Source organism: Streptomyces sp. NRRL S-337, assembly GCF_000720175.1.
Taxonomy (GTDB): domain Bacteria; phylum Actinomycetota; class Actinomycetes; order Streptomycetales; family Streptomycetaceae; genus Streptomyces; species Streptomyces siderophoricus.
In genome coordinates this window covers 19,123-33,696 of the sequence record NZ_JOIX01000079.1, presented here as the reverse complement: position 1 = coordinate 33,696, position 14,574 = coordinate 19,123, and the positions used below count along the sequence as shown (strand labels likewise).

General features: G+C 72.3%; 11 protein-coding genes. 2 read left to right on the top strand and 9 right to left on the bottom strand.

Going from position 1 to position 14,574, the window contains the following annotated elements; all coding sequences use genetic code 11:
- The first annotated feature begins 233 nt into the window (after nucleotides 1-233).
- Entirely contained in the window at nucleotides 234-803 is a 570-nt protein-coding gene (locus IG62_RS0134365) for a hypothetical protein (RefSeq protein ID WP_158795161.1), read from the top strand.
- Here the strand turns inward: IG62_RS0134365 and IG62_RS0134360 are convergent.
- Nucleotides 782-1,642: an SDR family oxidoreductase gene (locus IG62_RS0134360; protein ID WP_030812722.1), complete on the bottom strand. Its 861-nt coding sequence runs from the start codon at nucleotides 1,640-1,642 to the stop codon at nucleotides 782-784. The genes IG62_RS0134365 and IG62_RS0134360 overlap by 22 nt on opposite strands.
- A 204-nt stretch (nucleotides 1,643-1,846) precedes the next feature.
- Here IG62_RS0134360 and IG62_RS0134355 point away from each other — a divergent pair, with 204 nt between their 5' ends.
- The gene (locus IG62_RS0134355) at nucleotides 1,847-3,235 is read left to right on the top strand and encodes a DUF2993 domain-containing protein (protein ID WP_030812719.1); all 1,389 of its coding nucleotides are present in this window, start codon (nucleotides 1,847-1,849) and stop codon (nucleotides 3,233-3,235) included.
- 18 nt (nucleotides 3,236-3,253) lie between these two features.
- Here IG62_RS0134355 and IG62_RS0134350 read toward each other — a convergent pair whose 3' ends face one another.
- The 8 genes from IG62_RS0134350 to IG62_RS0134315 all read right to left on the bottom strand — a co-directional run bounded on the left by IG62_RS0134350 (nucleotide 3,254) and on the right by IG62_RS0134315 (nucleotide 14,550).
- Nucleotides 3,254-4,741: a HAMP domain-containing sensor histidine kinase gene (locus IG62_RS0134350; protein WP_051799020.1), complete on the bottom strand. Its 1,488-nt coding sequence runs from the start codon at nucleotides 4,739-4,741 to the stop codon at nucleotides 3,254-3,256.
- Nucleotides 4,738-5,475: a response regulator transcription factor gene (locus IG62_RS0134345; RefSeq protein ID WP_030812715.1), complete on the bottom strand. Its 738-nt coding sequence runs from the start codon at nucleotides 5,473-5,475 to the stop codon at nucleotides 4,738-4,740. Before IG62_RS0134345 ends, IG62_RS0134350 begins: the two co-directional genes overlap by 4 nt.
- A gap of 78 nt (nucleotides 5,476-5,553) precedes the next feature.
- Nucleotides 5,554-6,585, bottom strand: coding sequence for a S1C family serine protease (locus tag IG62_RS0134340; RefSeq protein WP_030812712.1), 1,032 nt, complete (start codon nucleotides 6,583-6,585; stop codon nucleotides 5,554-5,556).
- Nucleotides 6,586-6,694: 109 nt separating this feature from the next.
- Nucleotides 6,695-7,720, bottom strand: a complete 1,026-nt coding sequence (locus IG62_RS0134335; RefSeq protein ID WP_030812709.1) for a LacI family DNA-binding transcriptional regulator — start codon at nucleotides 7,718-7,720, stop codon at nucleotides 6,695-6,697.
- A 24-nt stretch (nucleotides 7,721-7,744) separates the two neighbouring features.
- Nucleotides 7,745-8,599, bottom strand: a complete 855-nt coding sequence (locus IG62_RS0134330; protein ID WP_030812704.1) for a response regulator transcription factor — start codon at nucleotides 8,597-8,599, stop codon at nucleotides 7,745-7,747.
- A gap of 628 nt (nucleotides 8,600-9,227) precedes the next feature.
- The gene (locus IG62_RS0134325) at nucleotides 9,228-11,498 is read right to left on the bottom strand and encodes a hypothetical protein (RefSeq protein ID WP_051799019.1); all 2,271 of its coding nucleotides are present in this window, start codon (nucleotides 11,496-11,498) and stop codon (nucleotides 9,228-9,230) included.
- Between the two features lie 45 nt (nucleotides 11,499-11,543).
- Nucleotides 11,544-12,242: a hypothetical protein gene (locus tag IG62_RS0134320; protein ID WP_030812698.1), complete on the bottom strand. Its 699-nt coding sequence runs from the start codon at nucleotides 12,240-12,242 to the stop codon at nucleotides 11,544-11,546.
- 406 nt (nucleotides 12,243-12,648) lie between these two features.
- Nucleotides 12,649-14,550: an ABC transporter ATP-binding protein gene (locus tag IG62_RS0134315; protein WP_199812561.1), complete on the bottom strand. Its 1,902-nt coding sequence runs from the start codon at nucleotides 14,548-14,550 to the stop codon at nucleotides 12,649-12,651.
- Nucleotides 14,551-14,574 lie beyond the last annotated feature (24 nt).

Here is a 14,574-nt window from a genome sequence, read left to right as displayed (position 1 = left end):
GGTGTTTGGGACGTAAAGCGACAGCAGTCCCAAACACCGGCCCCGCAGGCCCGTCACCGCACCCAACACCCACCCAGCCCGCCGCAGGCGCAACGGCGAGCGAGCCCCGCGGCGGGACAGACAGCTACGTGCGGGGGCGCCGCAAAGCGCAACGGCGAGGCTCCCCCACACGGTGGAGGGCCCCCGCCCCCAGGAGGACGTCCCCGTGGTGGGCCGCTCCTAGCGTGGCGGGTATGACTGCTGTGCGAGGTGAGGAGAGGGCCAAGGGGCGGGCCAGGAAGGCCTTTTGGGCCTACGGGTCGTTCGGGTGGCTCGTGGCGTCGTTCGGGTGGCATGTGTGGATGGGCGTGGACTACCGGGCGGCGATGGGCGCGGAGGACGCCGTGCCGGTGTGGGTGTTCCTCGCCTATGACGGGCTGATCGTGGCGATGTCGGCGGGCGGCGCGGTGGTGAGTCTGGCGACGGTGCGGCCGTGGGGGCGGCGACTCCCCGGGTGGCTGGTGACGGTGCCGCTGTGGTGCGGCGCCGTGCTTCTGGTCGTACGGGGTGTGCCGGGCCTGGTCGAGAACCTCACGACGGCGGCCGGGCTCACCCCGTACGGCCTGCTGGGGCTGGCGGAGCGCCCCGCCGATCCGGCCTCCGGGGAGTTCTGGACGGAGATGGCGATCAACACGTACTTCTTCGTGGGGGCGGTGGTGATGCTGCCCCTGGCCGTGCTCCACCAGCGGGGTGCGCGCGACGGCGAGCGGGCCCCGCGGCGGGACGGCCGCGTACGTGGGGGTCAGGAGAAGTCGGCCACGTGATCCCGTGCCCACTGCGCGAAGGTGCGGGCCGGGTGGCCCGTGACCCGTTCGACCGCGTCGGAGACGGGGAAGGCCGGGGCGTCGACCGTGCTGCCGAACATGCGGACCAGTTGCAGGGCCGCCTCCTTCGGCAGGTGGGGGCCGGACATCGCCTCGGCGGCGGCTTCCTCGGTGATCTGCTCGACCCGGGTCTCGCGGCCGATCGCCCGGCCGATCTCGGCGACCTGGTCGGCGACGGTCAGCGGCTCGGGGCCGGTGACGAGGTACGCCTGGCCGGTGTGGGTTCCGGTGCGGTCCAGGAGGGCGACGGCGGCGACGTCCGCGAGGTCCGCCTCGTGGACCGGCACGCCCTGGGCGTCCGGGTGGGCGTCGCGGACCACTCCGGAGTCGCGGATCGCCGGGCCCCAGGCCAGGGCGTTGGTGGCGTAGTTGCCACCGCGGACGAAGGTCCACTCCAGGCCGGAGTCGCGCACCGCGCGCTCCAGTGTGGCGTGCATCCGGGCGATGAAGTTGGTCTCGTCGGCGGGGGTGTCGGTCACCGCCATCGAGGAGTTGAGGACGATCCGGCGGACGCCGGCCTTGGCCGCGGCCTCGACGAGGGCGAGCGCGGCCCGGTCGCCGCCGGCCGCCAGGTTGAGGAAGAGGGCGTCGGCGCCGTCGAGGAGGGGCCCGAAGTCGGCGGCGCTGCCGGTGAGATCGGCGCGTACCACCTCCGCCCCGGCGGGCAGCTGGGCGCGTGCCGGGTCGCGGGTCAGGGCGCGTACGGCGGCGCCGTCCGCGAGGAGCCGGTCGACGAGGCTGCGGCCGATGTTGCCGGTTGCGCCGGTTACCACGATCATGGGGCCACCTTCGGGAGATCGGTAAGAGCACGAGGTGCGGGGAAGTACGGACGACGTACGCACCCGGAAGAGTGCTGACGGTAATTCAGCAACAGCCGGTGTCGCGGAAAAATTTCCTCAAGATCGCTACGACAAGCTTCGCGTATCCGACATACCTTCGGTAAGACTTGCGTTCGAGGACCCCGATCGTGGTGGGATGTACGGATGCGAACCCCCACACGCATACCTTCACCCTCGCCCGAACCCGCCGCCTCGCACCACCCCCACACCCCTGTCACGAGCGGCGCCCCGGACGAACCCGCCGGCGACACCAGAAGGCTCTCCCCCATCAACCCGTACGCCGATCTGGCCGCCCTCGCCGACCCCGAGCCGGACCCCGCCGCGGAGACCGGACCGGAGAACGATCCCGCGGCGTACGCCGGCGGCCCGCGCCGCCGCACGTACCTCAACGAGCGGGACGGCAGCGACGATCCGCTGGGCCTCGGGCTGCGCCACGACGAGGACGAGGACGAAGCCTGGTCGCCGCCCAACCACCGCCGGGCCAAGCGCGGGATCAGCCGCTTCGCCGCCGTCCCGATCACCCTGAAGCTGCTGGTCGCGGTGCTGGTGGGCACCGCGTTCCTCACTCTCTTCGACCGGTTCGCGGTGCTGTACGCGCAGAACAAGACCGCGGAGAAGCTCAAGTCCGCGCTGCATCTGAACGCCACGCCCGAAGTCGACATCCAGGGCTTCCCGTTCCTCACCCAGGTCCTCGACAAGCGCGTCGACCAGGTGAAGGTCACCATCCCCGACCTGGCCGCCGACCGGGTCTCGCTGGCGAAGTTCGAGGCGACCGCGCACGACGTCCGCCTCGACGGCGATCTGCCCAGCTCCATCAAGGGCGCCACGATCGGCTCCATGCACGGAGACGTGCTGCTCGCCTTCGACGACATGAACCGTGAACTCGGCGCCTCACAGGTGAAGTTCAGCGAGCTGGGGCACGATTCGGTCCGCGCGGTGGGCCGGCTGCCGATCGCCGGCCACGAACTGCGCGTCCGGGCCGAGGCGCGCATCCGGCGGGCCGGCGACCGTGGGGTGTCCACCGACATCAGCCGGATGCGGCTGGACATCGGCGACGTCGCCGTGTACCGGCCGGGCACAGGCAAGGCGGACGGCCTGCGGCTGACCCGCAAGGCCGCCGCCGAACTCAGCCGGCAGGCCGCCAAGGCCAAGGCGATGCTGAGCATCCCGGCGATCGCCGAGCGGATCGGCATCCCGAAGCAGTACCTCGACGAAGCGCTGCGCAGCGACGACAAGCTGCACCAGCTGACCGGGTCGCCGCGCTTCGTCCACCAGCTGATGAAGGTCAACCTCGTCGACGTGGTGGTGGACCACCCCTGGCTGCTGCAGAAGGTCGGCATCGACCCGAAGATCCTCGGGGCGCTGAGCGGTCTGACCAAGCCGCAGCTCGCGGACCGGCTGTCGCTCTCCTTCCAGCTCCCCAAGACCCCCGGTGACGTGCGGCTGCGCAACATCTCCGTCGAACGGGACGGTATCCGCGCCGAACTCTCGGGCACGGACCTGGCGTTCGGGGACGCGGCGAAGAAGAAGTGACGTAGGGCGGCGGACCGGTCAGCCCGCCGCGGGCGGCTCCGGCGGGCCGGGCGGCGGGGCCGGGCTCCCCGGCCGCGGGGCCGGCCCCGCGGGCGGCGGGGTCGGTGCGCCCGGCAGGGTGAGGACCGCCTCGGTGCCGCCGAGGTCGGCGGAGCGCAGCCGTACCGCGCCGCCCGCCTGCTCCGCCGTACGCGCCACGATCGACAGGCCCAGCCCGCTGCCGGGCAGGCTGCGGGCGGACGGCGAGCGCCAGAACCGCTCGAAGACGTGCGGCAGTTCGTCCTTCGGGATGCCCGGGCCGTGGTCGCGCACGGTCAGCTCACCGCCGGCCAGCCGGACCTCGACCGTTCCGCCCGGCGGGCTGAACTTCACCGCGTTGTCGAGCAGGTTGACCACCGCGCGCTCCAGCGCGGCCGCCTCGGCGCGTACGTACCAGGGCGCGACGTCCGCGGTGAGGGTCAGCGACGGGCCGCGCAACCGGGCCCGTTCCAGGGCCGAGCCGACGATCTCGTGCAGCGCCACCACGCCGACCGCGCTCTGGCCGGGCTCGGGCGGCCGGGACAGCTCCTGAAGATCCCCGATCAGCGCCGCCAGCTCCCCCATCTGCGCCTTCACCGACGCCAGCAGGGCCGCCTTGTCGGCGGGCGGGATCGGGCGGCCGGACTGCTCGCTGCGCACCAGCAGGTCGATGTTGGTACGGAGCGAGGTCAGCGGGGTCCGCAGCTCGTGGCCGGCGTCCGCGATCAGCTGCTGCTGGAGGTCGCGGGAGGCGGCCAGCGCGGAGGTCATGGAGTTGAAGGAACGGGAGAGGCGGGCGATCTCGTCCTCCCCGTCGACCGGGATGCGGATGGCCAGGTCCTGCGTACGGGCGACGTGCTCGACGGCGGCGGTGAGCCGGTCGACGGGCTTGAGGCCCGCCCGGGCGACCCAGAGACCGGCGGTGGCGGCGCCCAGCACGCCCACTCCGGCGACCACCAGCAGCACCAGCGCGAGCTGGTTGAGCGGGTCGGTGACCTGCTTCATCGGCACCGCGACGGAGATCGCCAGCCGGTTACCCGCGGCGTCGGTGAGCGGCCCTTCGTAGGGCTTGGTCGACACCCGCATCTCGGCCCCGTCCTGGGCCCGGGTGGTGTGCTCCGTCGTCGCCAGCCGCCCCGCGGCCACCGCGGTGTCCGCACGCTGCGGCGGGATCGGCGACTTGTCCGGCGAGGTGCAGACGTAGCCGCCGGCCGACACCAGCTGGATGGTGTACGGGGTGGGCTGGAAGTGCACCCCGTCCGGGCTGTTGCAGTACGCGCTGAGCGCCCGGACGTAGCCGTCGCCCACCTCGACGCTGCTGAGCTGGGTGTCGAGCTGCTCGGTCAGCCGGTCCCGCGTGATCAGCCAGCAGGCCGCGGCCGAGAGGGCCACCGCGAAGGCCACCGCCACCGCCGTGAGCATCGCCAGCCGCGAGCGCAGCGGCAGCCGGTGGAACCGGGCCAGCGGGCCCGGACGGCCGGTGCTCATTCCGCCCCGCCCTCCCCCCGCAGGACGTAGCCGACCCCCCGCACCGTGTGCACCAGGCGCGGTTCGCCGCCCGCCTCCGTCTTGCGGCGCAGGTACATCACGTACACGTCGAGGGAGTTGGAGGTGGGTTCGAAGTCGAAGCCCCAGACGGCCTTGAGGATCTGCTCGCGGGTGAGGACCTGCCGCGGGTGCGCGAGGAACATCTCCAGCAGGGTGAACTCCGTGCGGGTCAGCTCGACCGGCCGGCCGCCGCGGGTCACCTCGCGGGTGGACAGGTTCATCCGCAGGTCGGCGAAGCCCAGCGTCTCGTCCTCCGCGGGCTGCGCGCCGGCCCCCGCCGCGTAGGAGCTGCGGCGCAGCAGGGCGCGGATCCGGGCGAGCAGTTCGTCGAGCTCGAAGGGCTTGACGAGGTAGTCGTCGGCACCGGCGTCGAGGCCGGTGACCCGGTCGCCGACGGTGTCGCGGGCGGTGAGCATGAGGATCGGCACGGTCACCCCGCTCGCCCGCAGCCGGCGGGCGGCGGTCAGCCCGTCCATGCGGGGCATCAGGACGTCCAGCACGATCAGTTCGGGGTCGTAGCCGGCGACCTTGTCGACCGCGTCCAGACCGTCGACCGCCTCCTCGGTCCCGTACCCCTCGAAGACGAGCGAGCGCCGCAGCGCCTCGCGGACCGCGGGCTCGTCGTCGACGATGAGGATGCGGGCGGGGTGGTCACCGTGCTCGGCGGGGCTCATGTGCGTGGTTACCTCGGCTGGGATACGAAAACGGACGGCTGGTCTTCAGCCTGGCACGGCAGGTGGCCGGCCGGCCTGTCAGACGCCGCTGTTGCTTCCGCCGCTGCCGCCGCCGCGCAGCGAGTCGAGGTCGGCCTTGACGGTGTTGATCGGGATGGCGAAGCCCAGGCCGACGCTGCCCGCGGTGCTGCTGCTGGCCGAACTCGGCGAGTACATCGCGGAGTTGATGCCGATGATCTGGCCCTGGAGGTTGATCAGGGCGCCGCCGGAGTTACCGGGGTTGAGCGAGGCGTCGGTCTGTATCGCCTTGTACGAGGTCTTCGAGGAGCCGGTGTCGCCGTTGTACTGGTTGCCGCCGAACTCGAACGGCCAGCCGCCGCCGTCGTCCGGTGCGCCCTGCCTCCCCCGGCCGCCGTCCTGCTTGGGGACGGTCACGTCGCGGTTGAGGGCGGAGACGATGCCGCTGGTCACCGAGCCGGTCAGGCCCTCCGGCGAGCCGATCGCCACCACGCCGTCCCCGACCGTGATCTTGTCGGAGTCGCCGAGCGAGGCCGGCGTGAGCCCCTTGGCCCCCTGGACCTTGATCAGCGCCAGGTCCTTGTCCGGGTCGGTCCCGACGACCTTGGCGGTCTTCCGGCTGCCGTCGCTGAAGGTCACCCGGACCGTGTCGGCGCCGGCGACCACGTGGTTGTTGGTGATGACCTCGCCGCCGCGGGTGAGTACGACGCCGGAGCCGGTGGACTCCCCTTCGGTGGTGCGCGCCTTGATCTCCACGATCGACGGGCTGACCGCCTTGGCCACCGCCGAGACGCCGCTGCCGCTGTTCTTGCCCGCGTTGACCAGCGGGGTGCCGACGCTGTTCTGCGTGGCGTGCGTGGTCGCGCCGGCGATCAGCGCCGCGCTGCCGCCCCCGATGAGACCGGAGGCGAGCGCGACCGCGGCGATCAGCGCGACCGGCTTACGGGCCCGCCGCGGCGGACCGGCCGCCTCGTCCGGCCCCGGTGCGTACGGGGGCGGCGGCGGGAAAGCCTGGCCGGACCCGTGCGCGAACCCCTGGGCGAACCCCTGCTGGTGCGTCTCATCGCCGCTTCGGCGGTAGCTGTCGGTCATGGTGATGACTGTGCGGCCGGTGCATGAGAACCGTCTGAGAACGCCGTGAGAGACCCGACAGAAGTAGATATGCCCGGCATGAAGAGGCGCGGTGCGGCGCCGCGCGCGGTCAGCCGCCGCAGCCGCACGACCGCCGGACGACCAACCGCGACGGGAACTGCCGCAGCCGCTCGCGGCGGGAGCCGACCACCCGCAGCCCGTCGTCCAGGACCAGGTCGACCGCGGCCCGGGCCATCGCCTGGCGGTCCGAGGCGACGGTGGTCAGCGGCGGGTCGGTGAGCCCGGCCTCCTTGACGTCGTCGAAGCCGGCCACCGCCAGTTCGCCGGGCACGTCGATGCGCAGCTCGCGGGCGGCCCGCAGCACGCCGATGGCCTGGTCGTCGGTCGCGCACATGATGGCCGGCGGCCGCTCGGGCCCGGCCAGCAGCTTCAGCGCGACCTGGTAGGCGTCGTAGCGGTTGTAGGCGGCCTGGTGGTAGTGGCCGTCCGGGGAGCGGCCGGACTCCAGCATGGCGCGCCGCCAGCCCTCGACGTGGTCGGTGACGGGGTCGCCGGACTTCGGGGTCTCCTCCGTGCCGCCGAGGAAGGCGACGTAGGAGTGCCCGTGCTCCAGCAGGTGCCGGGTCGCCAGCTGGGCGCCCCAGATGTCGTCGGTCATCACGGCGACGTCGTCGATGGCGTCCGGCCGGCGGTGCAGCAGCACCACCCGGGCGTCCCAGGCGTCGATCTCGGCGGCGGCGTGCTCACTGGGGCCCTGGCTGATCAGGATCAGCCCGGCCACCCGCATGCCGAGGAACGCCCGGAGGTAGTGCACCTCGCGCTCGTCGAGGTAGTTGGCGTTGCCGACCAGCACCATCTTGCCGCGCTCGGCGGCGGCCTGTTCGACGGCGTGCGCCATCTCCGCGAAGAACGGCTGCCGGGTGTCCGGCACGATCAGGCCTATGAGGTCGGTCCGGCGGGACGCCATCGCTTGCGCGACCCGGTCCGGCCGGTACCCGAGCTCCTTGATCGCGGCGAGCACCCGCTCGCGCGTGGCCGGGGCAACCGGCCGGGGTCCGTTGTTGATGACGTAACTGACAACGGCGGTGGACGTCCCCGCCAGTCTTGCCACATCATCCCGCGTCACCTTGGCCACGCGCGGCAGTCTACGCGGGTGGCCCTACCTGCGGGCAGGCCGTGGGCCTGCGGAATCGGCGGTCGCGGCGGCCGCCGGGTCCGGGCCGGAGCCATCGGCTGTGGTGCGACCCTGCGCAGCGCCGGCGTTACGGTCGGATTCCGCGCGCTTCGTCCCGTTCGCCCCGTCGTCCTTGGCCTTGCCGCCGCTCTCCGCGGAGCGCTCGGGCTTCTCGGGGGTGACGAAGCGGTAGCCGACGTTGCGGACCGTGCCGATGAGGGACTCGTGCTCGGGGCCGAGCTTGGCGCGCAGCCGGCGGACGTGGACGTCGACCGTCCGGGTGCCACCGAAGTAGTCGTAGCCCCAGACCTCCTGTAGGAGCTGGGCGCGGGTGAAGACCCGGCCCGGGTGCTGCGCGAGGTACTTCAGCAGCTCGAACTCCTTGAAGGTCAGGTCCAGCACCCGGCCCTTCAGCTTGGCGCTGTAGGTGGCCTCGTCCACCGAGAGGTCGCCGTTGCGGATCTCCATCGGCCCGTCGTCGGTGGTGATCTGCTGGCGGCCCGTCGCCAGCCGCAGCCGTGCCTCGACCTCGGCGGGGCCTGCGGTGTCCAGCATGACGTCGTCGACGCCCCAGTCGGCGGTGACGGCGGCCAGGCCGCCCTCGGTGACGACCAGGATCAGCGGGCAGCCGGGGCCGGTGGACCGCAGCAGCTGGCACAGCGAGCGCACGTGGGGAAGGTCACGCCGGCCGTCGATCAGTATGACGTCGGCGCCGGGGGTGTCGATGAGCGCCGGGCCCTCGGCCGGGGCCACCCGCACGCTGTGCAGCAGCAGACCGAGCGCCGGGAGCACCTCCGTCGACGGCTGGAGTGCATTGGTCAGCAGCAGGAGGGAACTCACCTGCGACCACCTACCCGGTTCTCGGGGTGTTGCATCCTCTTCTGCTCGCGGTCCTGCCTGCTTCGCTCGCCCATGACGTCTGGTTCCTCCTCGGTCCCTGCGACGGGGGGCATCTCCCGGCCCTGCCGGGTGTCTGCGGCTCTGCTTCGTACGGTCCTCGCAGCCGCGCGGAACGTGGCTGAAAGCACAAAAGGACCCGGGGGCAACGCTGCCCGGATCCTTCTTGCCCAGCAGAATAGCTCAGATGGGTACCGGACCCGAGGCCGATTTTGCACGTTCTTGTGTTCCGTCGATCACTTCGAGTGGTCATCGCGTGTCCCCGTTGACGGCCTCCGGGGCTCGGACCACGGTCTCCCGAATCCCCTGAACGGCCCCACGCGAGGGCGAGTTGGCAACCTCCGAAGGCCCCCGCCGCCACCCCGCCCACGGCCTTCGACCAGCGCTTGGCCGGGCCCCGCACCGCCTCGGACCGACCGCGGCGGCGTCCCGGCATACGGACGTGATCTGTCCGCGCAGCGGGACGCGGCGTGCCCGACGGCCGGCGGGCGGGCGGTGCCGGGCGGCCGTTCCCGGGGCGGGGAGCGCACGGGGAGCGCACGGGTGCGCGCACCGGCACATCTCCCGCGCCTCAGTCGTCGGTCCCGCTGCCGTCGTCGACCGGCTCCTCCTCTTCCGACTCTTCCGAGGGCGGCCGGTGGTCGTCGATCTGGTGGTGGACCCGGATCGCGGCCTCGCGCAGCTCGTTCCATTCGTCGGCGTCGGTGAACAGCGGCGGATAGGTCCGGCCCTGGCCCAGCTCACGCAGCTTGGCGAGCGCGTGCTCCGCGCCGCTCAGCGCGAGTCCCAGCGCCCTGCGCTGATCGGCGATCCGCGCCCCGACGGGACGGTCCTCCGAGGCCTCGGCATCCTGCCCCGCCGCGGGCGCGGCCGCGAGCTCGGCCGCCGGCTCCCCCTCGTCCGCCCGCGCCCCGGACCGCGCTCCGGCGGGACCGGCCGGCCAGGGCGCGGACGGCATCGAGTCCGCGATCGTCTTGCGCGCCCTGGCCTCGTCCGACGCGTAGACGACGTCCCACGGCAGCAGCGGCACCTCGTCCCCGTCCTGCCGGCGGATCCGGTCCGGCGCCGCCAGGTCCACCGCGACGTGCTGGTAGCCCCCGTCCCCCGCCTCCTCGGGCAGCCCGAACTCCTGCCGGGAACCGGCATTGCGCGGCAGCCGGCCCGCTTCGAACCGCTGCGCCGCCAGCGCCAGGGTCCACAGGCCGAGTTCATTGCCCTCGGCGGCCAGCCCACCGACGACGAGATGGGCGTCGGCGCGGAAGGGCACCTTCCCCGGCTCCCGGCGGGTGCCCAGGGCCGACCCGACGTTGCTGGTGATCAGCTTGTCCGCGATCAGGGCGGTACCGCCGGCCAGGGCGAGGGTGCAGCGGGCGTTGACGTCGCCCTTCAAGGCGGGCGCCACCAGGCTGGTGAAGTCGTCCGTCGGCACCGGGATCCAGCCGCCGGACAGCACGGCCTTGCACAGCACACCGCCGTTGCTCCAGGCCTTCCGGGCCTGCTTGACGGCCGCCTTCTTCTCCGCGCGCCACGGCTCGTCCACCACCGGGCCCAGGAGCCCCGCATAGCCCTTGGCGGTCATCCGCCGCTCGTTCTTGATCTCCTTGGCCCGCCCGCGCAGCTCGGCGTAGAGCTCCGCCCGGGTCAGCACGTGGAGGAGGTAGACGGCGCGCCAAAGCGGCGTACCGGGGATGCCCGGGTCGCGGAAGATGGCCGGGGTGTCGGCGGCCGGGCGGCGGCCCACCGCGAGCGCGTACACCTCGCCCAGCTGCTCCTCGTTGCCCCACTCGCGCGCCCGGGTCTGGACGACGAGCTTGAGCGCGCGGGTGGCGACCTCCAGGTTCTGGGCCGCCGCGTCCCACGGTTTGAACTCCACATGCACCGACGCGAGGATCGAGCGCAGGGCGTCGTCGAAGACATCGGCGGCCGGGAGCATGCCGCCCTCGTGCGCCTGGGTTCCCACGACGATGTGGGCCGGCACCACATACGTCTGGGCGATCTGGATGGCCCGCAGCGAGGGCACCTCACCGGCCGACTCCTTGCCGAATTCCTCCCGCAGCAGCTCACGCCGCAGTTCCCGGCCCAGCGCCCACCGCTGGGTCCGCGACTTCAGCGGTTCGTTGGCCGGCTGCTTGCGCTCAGCGAGCAGCGCCTCGGTCGCCGCGTCGGCCGCTGCTTCCTTCGTGGCTCCCGAGCCGGCCATCACCTTCCAGGCGCTGGCCAGCCGGGTGATGCCGTCCCTGGCCACCAGCGCGTGCACCGGCTCGGTGCCGTCGCTGAATGCGATGACGACCGGGTGCACGATCAGCGCCCGGGTCACCCGGCGGGCCAGGATCGACTCCTCGTAGGAGTTGATGTGCAGCGTGGCGTGGATGGTCTGCCAGATGTGCTGCCGGAGATGGGCGAGGTCCCGGTACTCGTAGCGCAGGATCGCCTGCGGCCGCCCGTCCGCGTCCATGCCGGTGACCTGGGGATCATCGACGTCGAGCACCTCCTGGCCGGTACGCGGCTGGATGCCCGGGAACAGCTCGGTCAGCCACACCCTCGTGTGCACCGAGCGGAGGGTGGCACCGTCGACGTGCTCCTCCAGGAGCAGGCTGCCGTCCGAGCCGCCCGGCTGCCGCAATTGCACGGCGACGAGTCCCGGGGCGACCGACGCCCGCGCGAGCGCGTGCCAGGCGTCCTCGGGGAGCGAGGCCAGCGCGCTGTCCTGTCCGGCCTTCACCAGCTTCATCCGGTCGTCGACGTGCGAGGCGCTCGGCAGCTCCCGCGCGACGTCGGACACCACGACCTGTTCCTTGCCCCACTCCACCGTGATCGGCGTCTGCGCCTCGGACTTCGACATGAACCCTCCGTCGTTCTTCGCTGGTTGCGGACCGGTCGGCACGGGTCACCGCGCGGTGGGGCCGTCGGCCCACGGCAGGGCGGCGCCGAACCAGTCCCACATGAACTCCCGCTCCGGGCGCTTGGCGACGCTCTGGTAGGCGGCGTACGCGAGCAGGTCGGCGGCCTGCAGGAAGTAGTTGATCCGGGCCGACTCGAAGAGCGGGACACCCACGATCCGGCGGTCGCGCCCGGGCAGCGCGTGGTAGGCGTCGACCAGGCAGGTGTCGGTCCCGTCGCCGTCGACGATCACCACGCCGTACTCGTCCGCGGCGGCGAGTTCGGCGTTGATCCGGGCCAGCCAGGCGCGCTGGAGGGCCGGGCGGTCGCGTCCGTAGTCGTCCGTCTCGCGGTACACGGCGGTCACCCGCGCCCGCGGAACAGCGGCGAGGGTTTCCAGGCCGCGGCGGATCACCCCGCGGCAGGCGGCCAGGTGGGCCTCGCGGCCGGCGCCGGTCAGTCCGGGGCGGTAGAGGTGGCGGCCGCGGCCCGCGGCGAGGTCCTGGGCGTGCAGCGAGGCGTGGATCGGCAGGCGCAGGGCGGGGTCCTCCTCCAGGGAGGCGCGGAAACGCAGCAGCTCCTGTTTGGCGGCCGCGAGGTCGTCCAGATGGACGGACAACGAGGCGAACGCCGTGATCGTGCGGGCGTCGCCGGCGTCGTCGCCGTAGATGATCCGCAAGGGCGCGGCGGACTCCTTGGTGGCCATGAACAGCCGTCTCCCGTACCGGGCCGCATTGAGGCGTCGTGCGCACGCCATCGTCCGCACCCTCTTGGCGTGGAGCGTTCCCTCTCACCACGCGCACGCGCAGCGCGGCGGCGGCGGCCGGGTACGCGCTCTGCGGCGGATCAGGCCTCATGGGAGGCACCACTCACCCCAAGCAGCAGCCGTCGCCCGCCGGATCCCCTACGGGAACTCCCTTGCGGGCGAAGGCGTCCAGGATCATTCCCGGACCCCGTGCACACATCGTCGCCGTGCGTGACGTGTTGACCACACCATAGCGGCGCGCCCGTACGACCTACACATAAATCCGCAATCCCCAGGGGGAGTTGGGTTTACTCGCAGGTCATACGGGCGCGGGTGCGGTAAAGGGCGCGGTCGGCGCGCGTCCGGGTCAGTCGGCCTCCACCACCGCCTCGGCGAACTGGGCCGCGTACAGCCGGGCATAGGCCCCGTCGGCCGCCAACAGGGCGTCATGGCTGCCCTGTTCGACGATGGCGCCGTTCTCCATGACGAGGATGGTGTCGGCGTCCCGGATCGTGGAGAGGCGGTGCGCGATCACGAAACTGGTGCGTCCGGACCGCAGTTGGGCCATCGCGTGCTGGATGAGGACCTCGGTGCGGGTGTCGACCGAGCTGGTGGCCTCGTCGAGGACGAGGATGGCGGGCTCGGCGAGGAAAGCCCGGGCGATGGTGATCAGCTGCTTCTCGCCGACCGAGACGTTGTTGCCCTCGTCGTCGAGGACGGTGTCGTACCCGTCGGGGAGGGTGCGCACGAAGCGGTCGACGTGGGTGGCCTTCGCGGCCGCCACGATCTTGTCCATCGAGGTGCCGGCCGGCGCCCCGTAGGCGATGTTCTCCGCGATCGTGCCGCCGAAGAGCCAGGTGTCCTGGAGGACCATGCCGATGTTGGCGCGCAGCTCCTCGCGGGACATCGCGGCGATGTCCACGCCGTCCAGGGTGATCCGGCCGCCGCGCACCTCGTAGAACCGCATCAGGAGGTTGACCAGGGTGGTCTTGCCGGCGCCGGTCGGGCCGACGATGGCGACCGTCTGGCCGGGGTGGACGGCCAGCGACAGGTCCTCGATCAGCGGCTTGTCCTCGGCGTAGGAGAACGAGACGGACTCGAACCCGACATGGCCGCGGACGTGTGCGGGGCGGGCCGGCCGCTCGGGGTCGGGGTCCTGTTCCCGGGCGTCGAGGAGTTCGAAGACCCGCTCGGCGGAGGCGACGCCGGACTGGACGAGGTTGGCCATCGAGGCGACCTGGGTCAGCGGCTGGCTGAACTGGCGGGAGTACTGGATGAACGCCTGGACGTCACCGATGGACAGCGCCCCGGAGGCGACGCGCAGCCCGCCGACCACCGCGACCAGCACGTAGTTCAGGTTGCCGATGAACATCATCGCGGGCTGGATGATGCCGGAGATGAACTGGGCCCGGAAGCCGGCCTCGTAGAGCGCCTCGTTCTGCTCGCGGAAGAGCTCGGCGGACTCCTTCTGCCGGCCGAAGACCTTCACCAGGCTGTGGCCGGTGTACATCTCCTCGATGTGGGCGTTGAGCTTGCCGGTGGTCTTCCACTGCTGGACGAACTGCGGCTGGGCCCGCTTGCCGATCTTGGTGGCGACGATCACCGAGACCGGGACCGTGACCAGCGCGACCAGGGCCAGCAGCCAGGAGATCCAGAACATCATGGCGAGCACGCCGACGATGGTCAGCAGCGAGTTCACGATCTGGCTGAGGGTCTGCTGGAGCGTCTGCTGGACGTTGTCGATGTCGTTGGTGGCCCGGGAGAGGACCTCACCGCGCTGCTGCTTGTCGAAGTAGCTCAGCGGCAGCCGGCCGAGCTTCTCCTCGACCTGCTCGCGCAGCCGGAAGACGGTCCGCTGGACGACCTTGGTGGCGATCCGGGCCTGGACGAACCCGAAGAGCGAGGCCCCGGCGTAGATCAGAGCGGCCCACAGCAGGACCACGCCGACCGCGCCGAAGTCGATGCCGTGACCGGGCACGAACGGCATGGCGCCCAGCATGTCGGCCAGCCCGTCCTGGCCGTGCGCCCGCAGCTGGGCCACCGCCTGGGCCTTGGTGATGCCCCCGGGCAGCCGGCGGCCCACGATGCCGGACATGATCAGGTCGGTGGCGTGGCCGAGGACCTTGGGGCCGACGACGGTCAGCGCCACGCTCGCCACGCCCAGCAGCAGGGCCACGGACATGATGCCGCGCTCGGGCCGCATCTGGGCCAGCAGGCGTGTGCCGGAGCCCTTGAAGTCCATGGATTTCTCGGTGGGTTGCCCGCCCATGAAGCGGGCCGGGCCGGCCGCCGG

Bases quoted from the DNA above. Each gene is read 5' to 3' on its own strand.
- IG62_RS0134365 (WP_158795161.1), top strand. From the start codon at position 234: ATGACTGCTGTGCGAGGTGAGGAGAGGGCCAAGGGGCGGGCCAGGAAG.
- IG62_RS0134360 (WP_030812722.1), bottom strand. From the start codon at position 1,642: ATGATCGTGGTAACCGGCGCAACCGGCAACATCGGCCGCAGCCTCGTC.
- IG62_RS0134355 (WP_030812719.1), top strand. From the start codon at position 1,847: ATGCGAACCCCCACACGCATACCTTCACCCTCGCCCGAACCCGCCGCC.
- IG62_RS0134350 (WP_051799020.1), bottom strand. From the start codon at position 4,741: ATGAGCACCGGCCGTCCGGGCCCGCTGGCCCGGTTCCACCGGCTGCCG.
- IG62_RS0134345 (WP_030812715.1), bottom strand. From the start codon at position 5,475: ATGAGCCCCGCCGAGCACGGTGACCACCCCGCCCGCATCCTCATCGTC.
- IG62_RS0134340 (WP_030812712.1), bottom strand. From the start codon at position 6,585: ATGACCGACAGCTACCGCCGAAGCGGCGATGAGACGCACCAGCAGGGG.
- IG62_RS0134325 (WP_051799019.1), bottom strand. From the start codon at position 11,498: ATGTCGAAGTCCGAGGCGCAGACGCCGATCACGGTGGAGTGGGGCAAG.
- IG62_RS0134320 (WP_030812698.1), bottom strand. From the start codon at position 12,242: ATGGCCACCAAGGAGTCCGCCGCGCCCTTGCGGATCATCTACGGCGAC.
- IG62_RS0134315 (WP_199812561.1), bottom strand. From the start codon at position 14,550: ATGGGCGGGCAACCCACCGAGAAATCCATGGACTTCAAGGGCTCCGGC.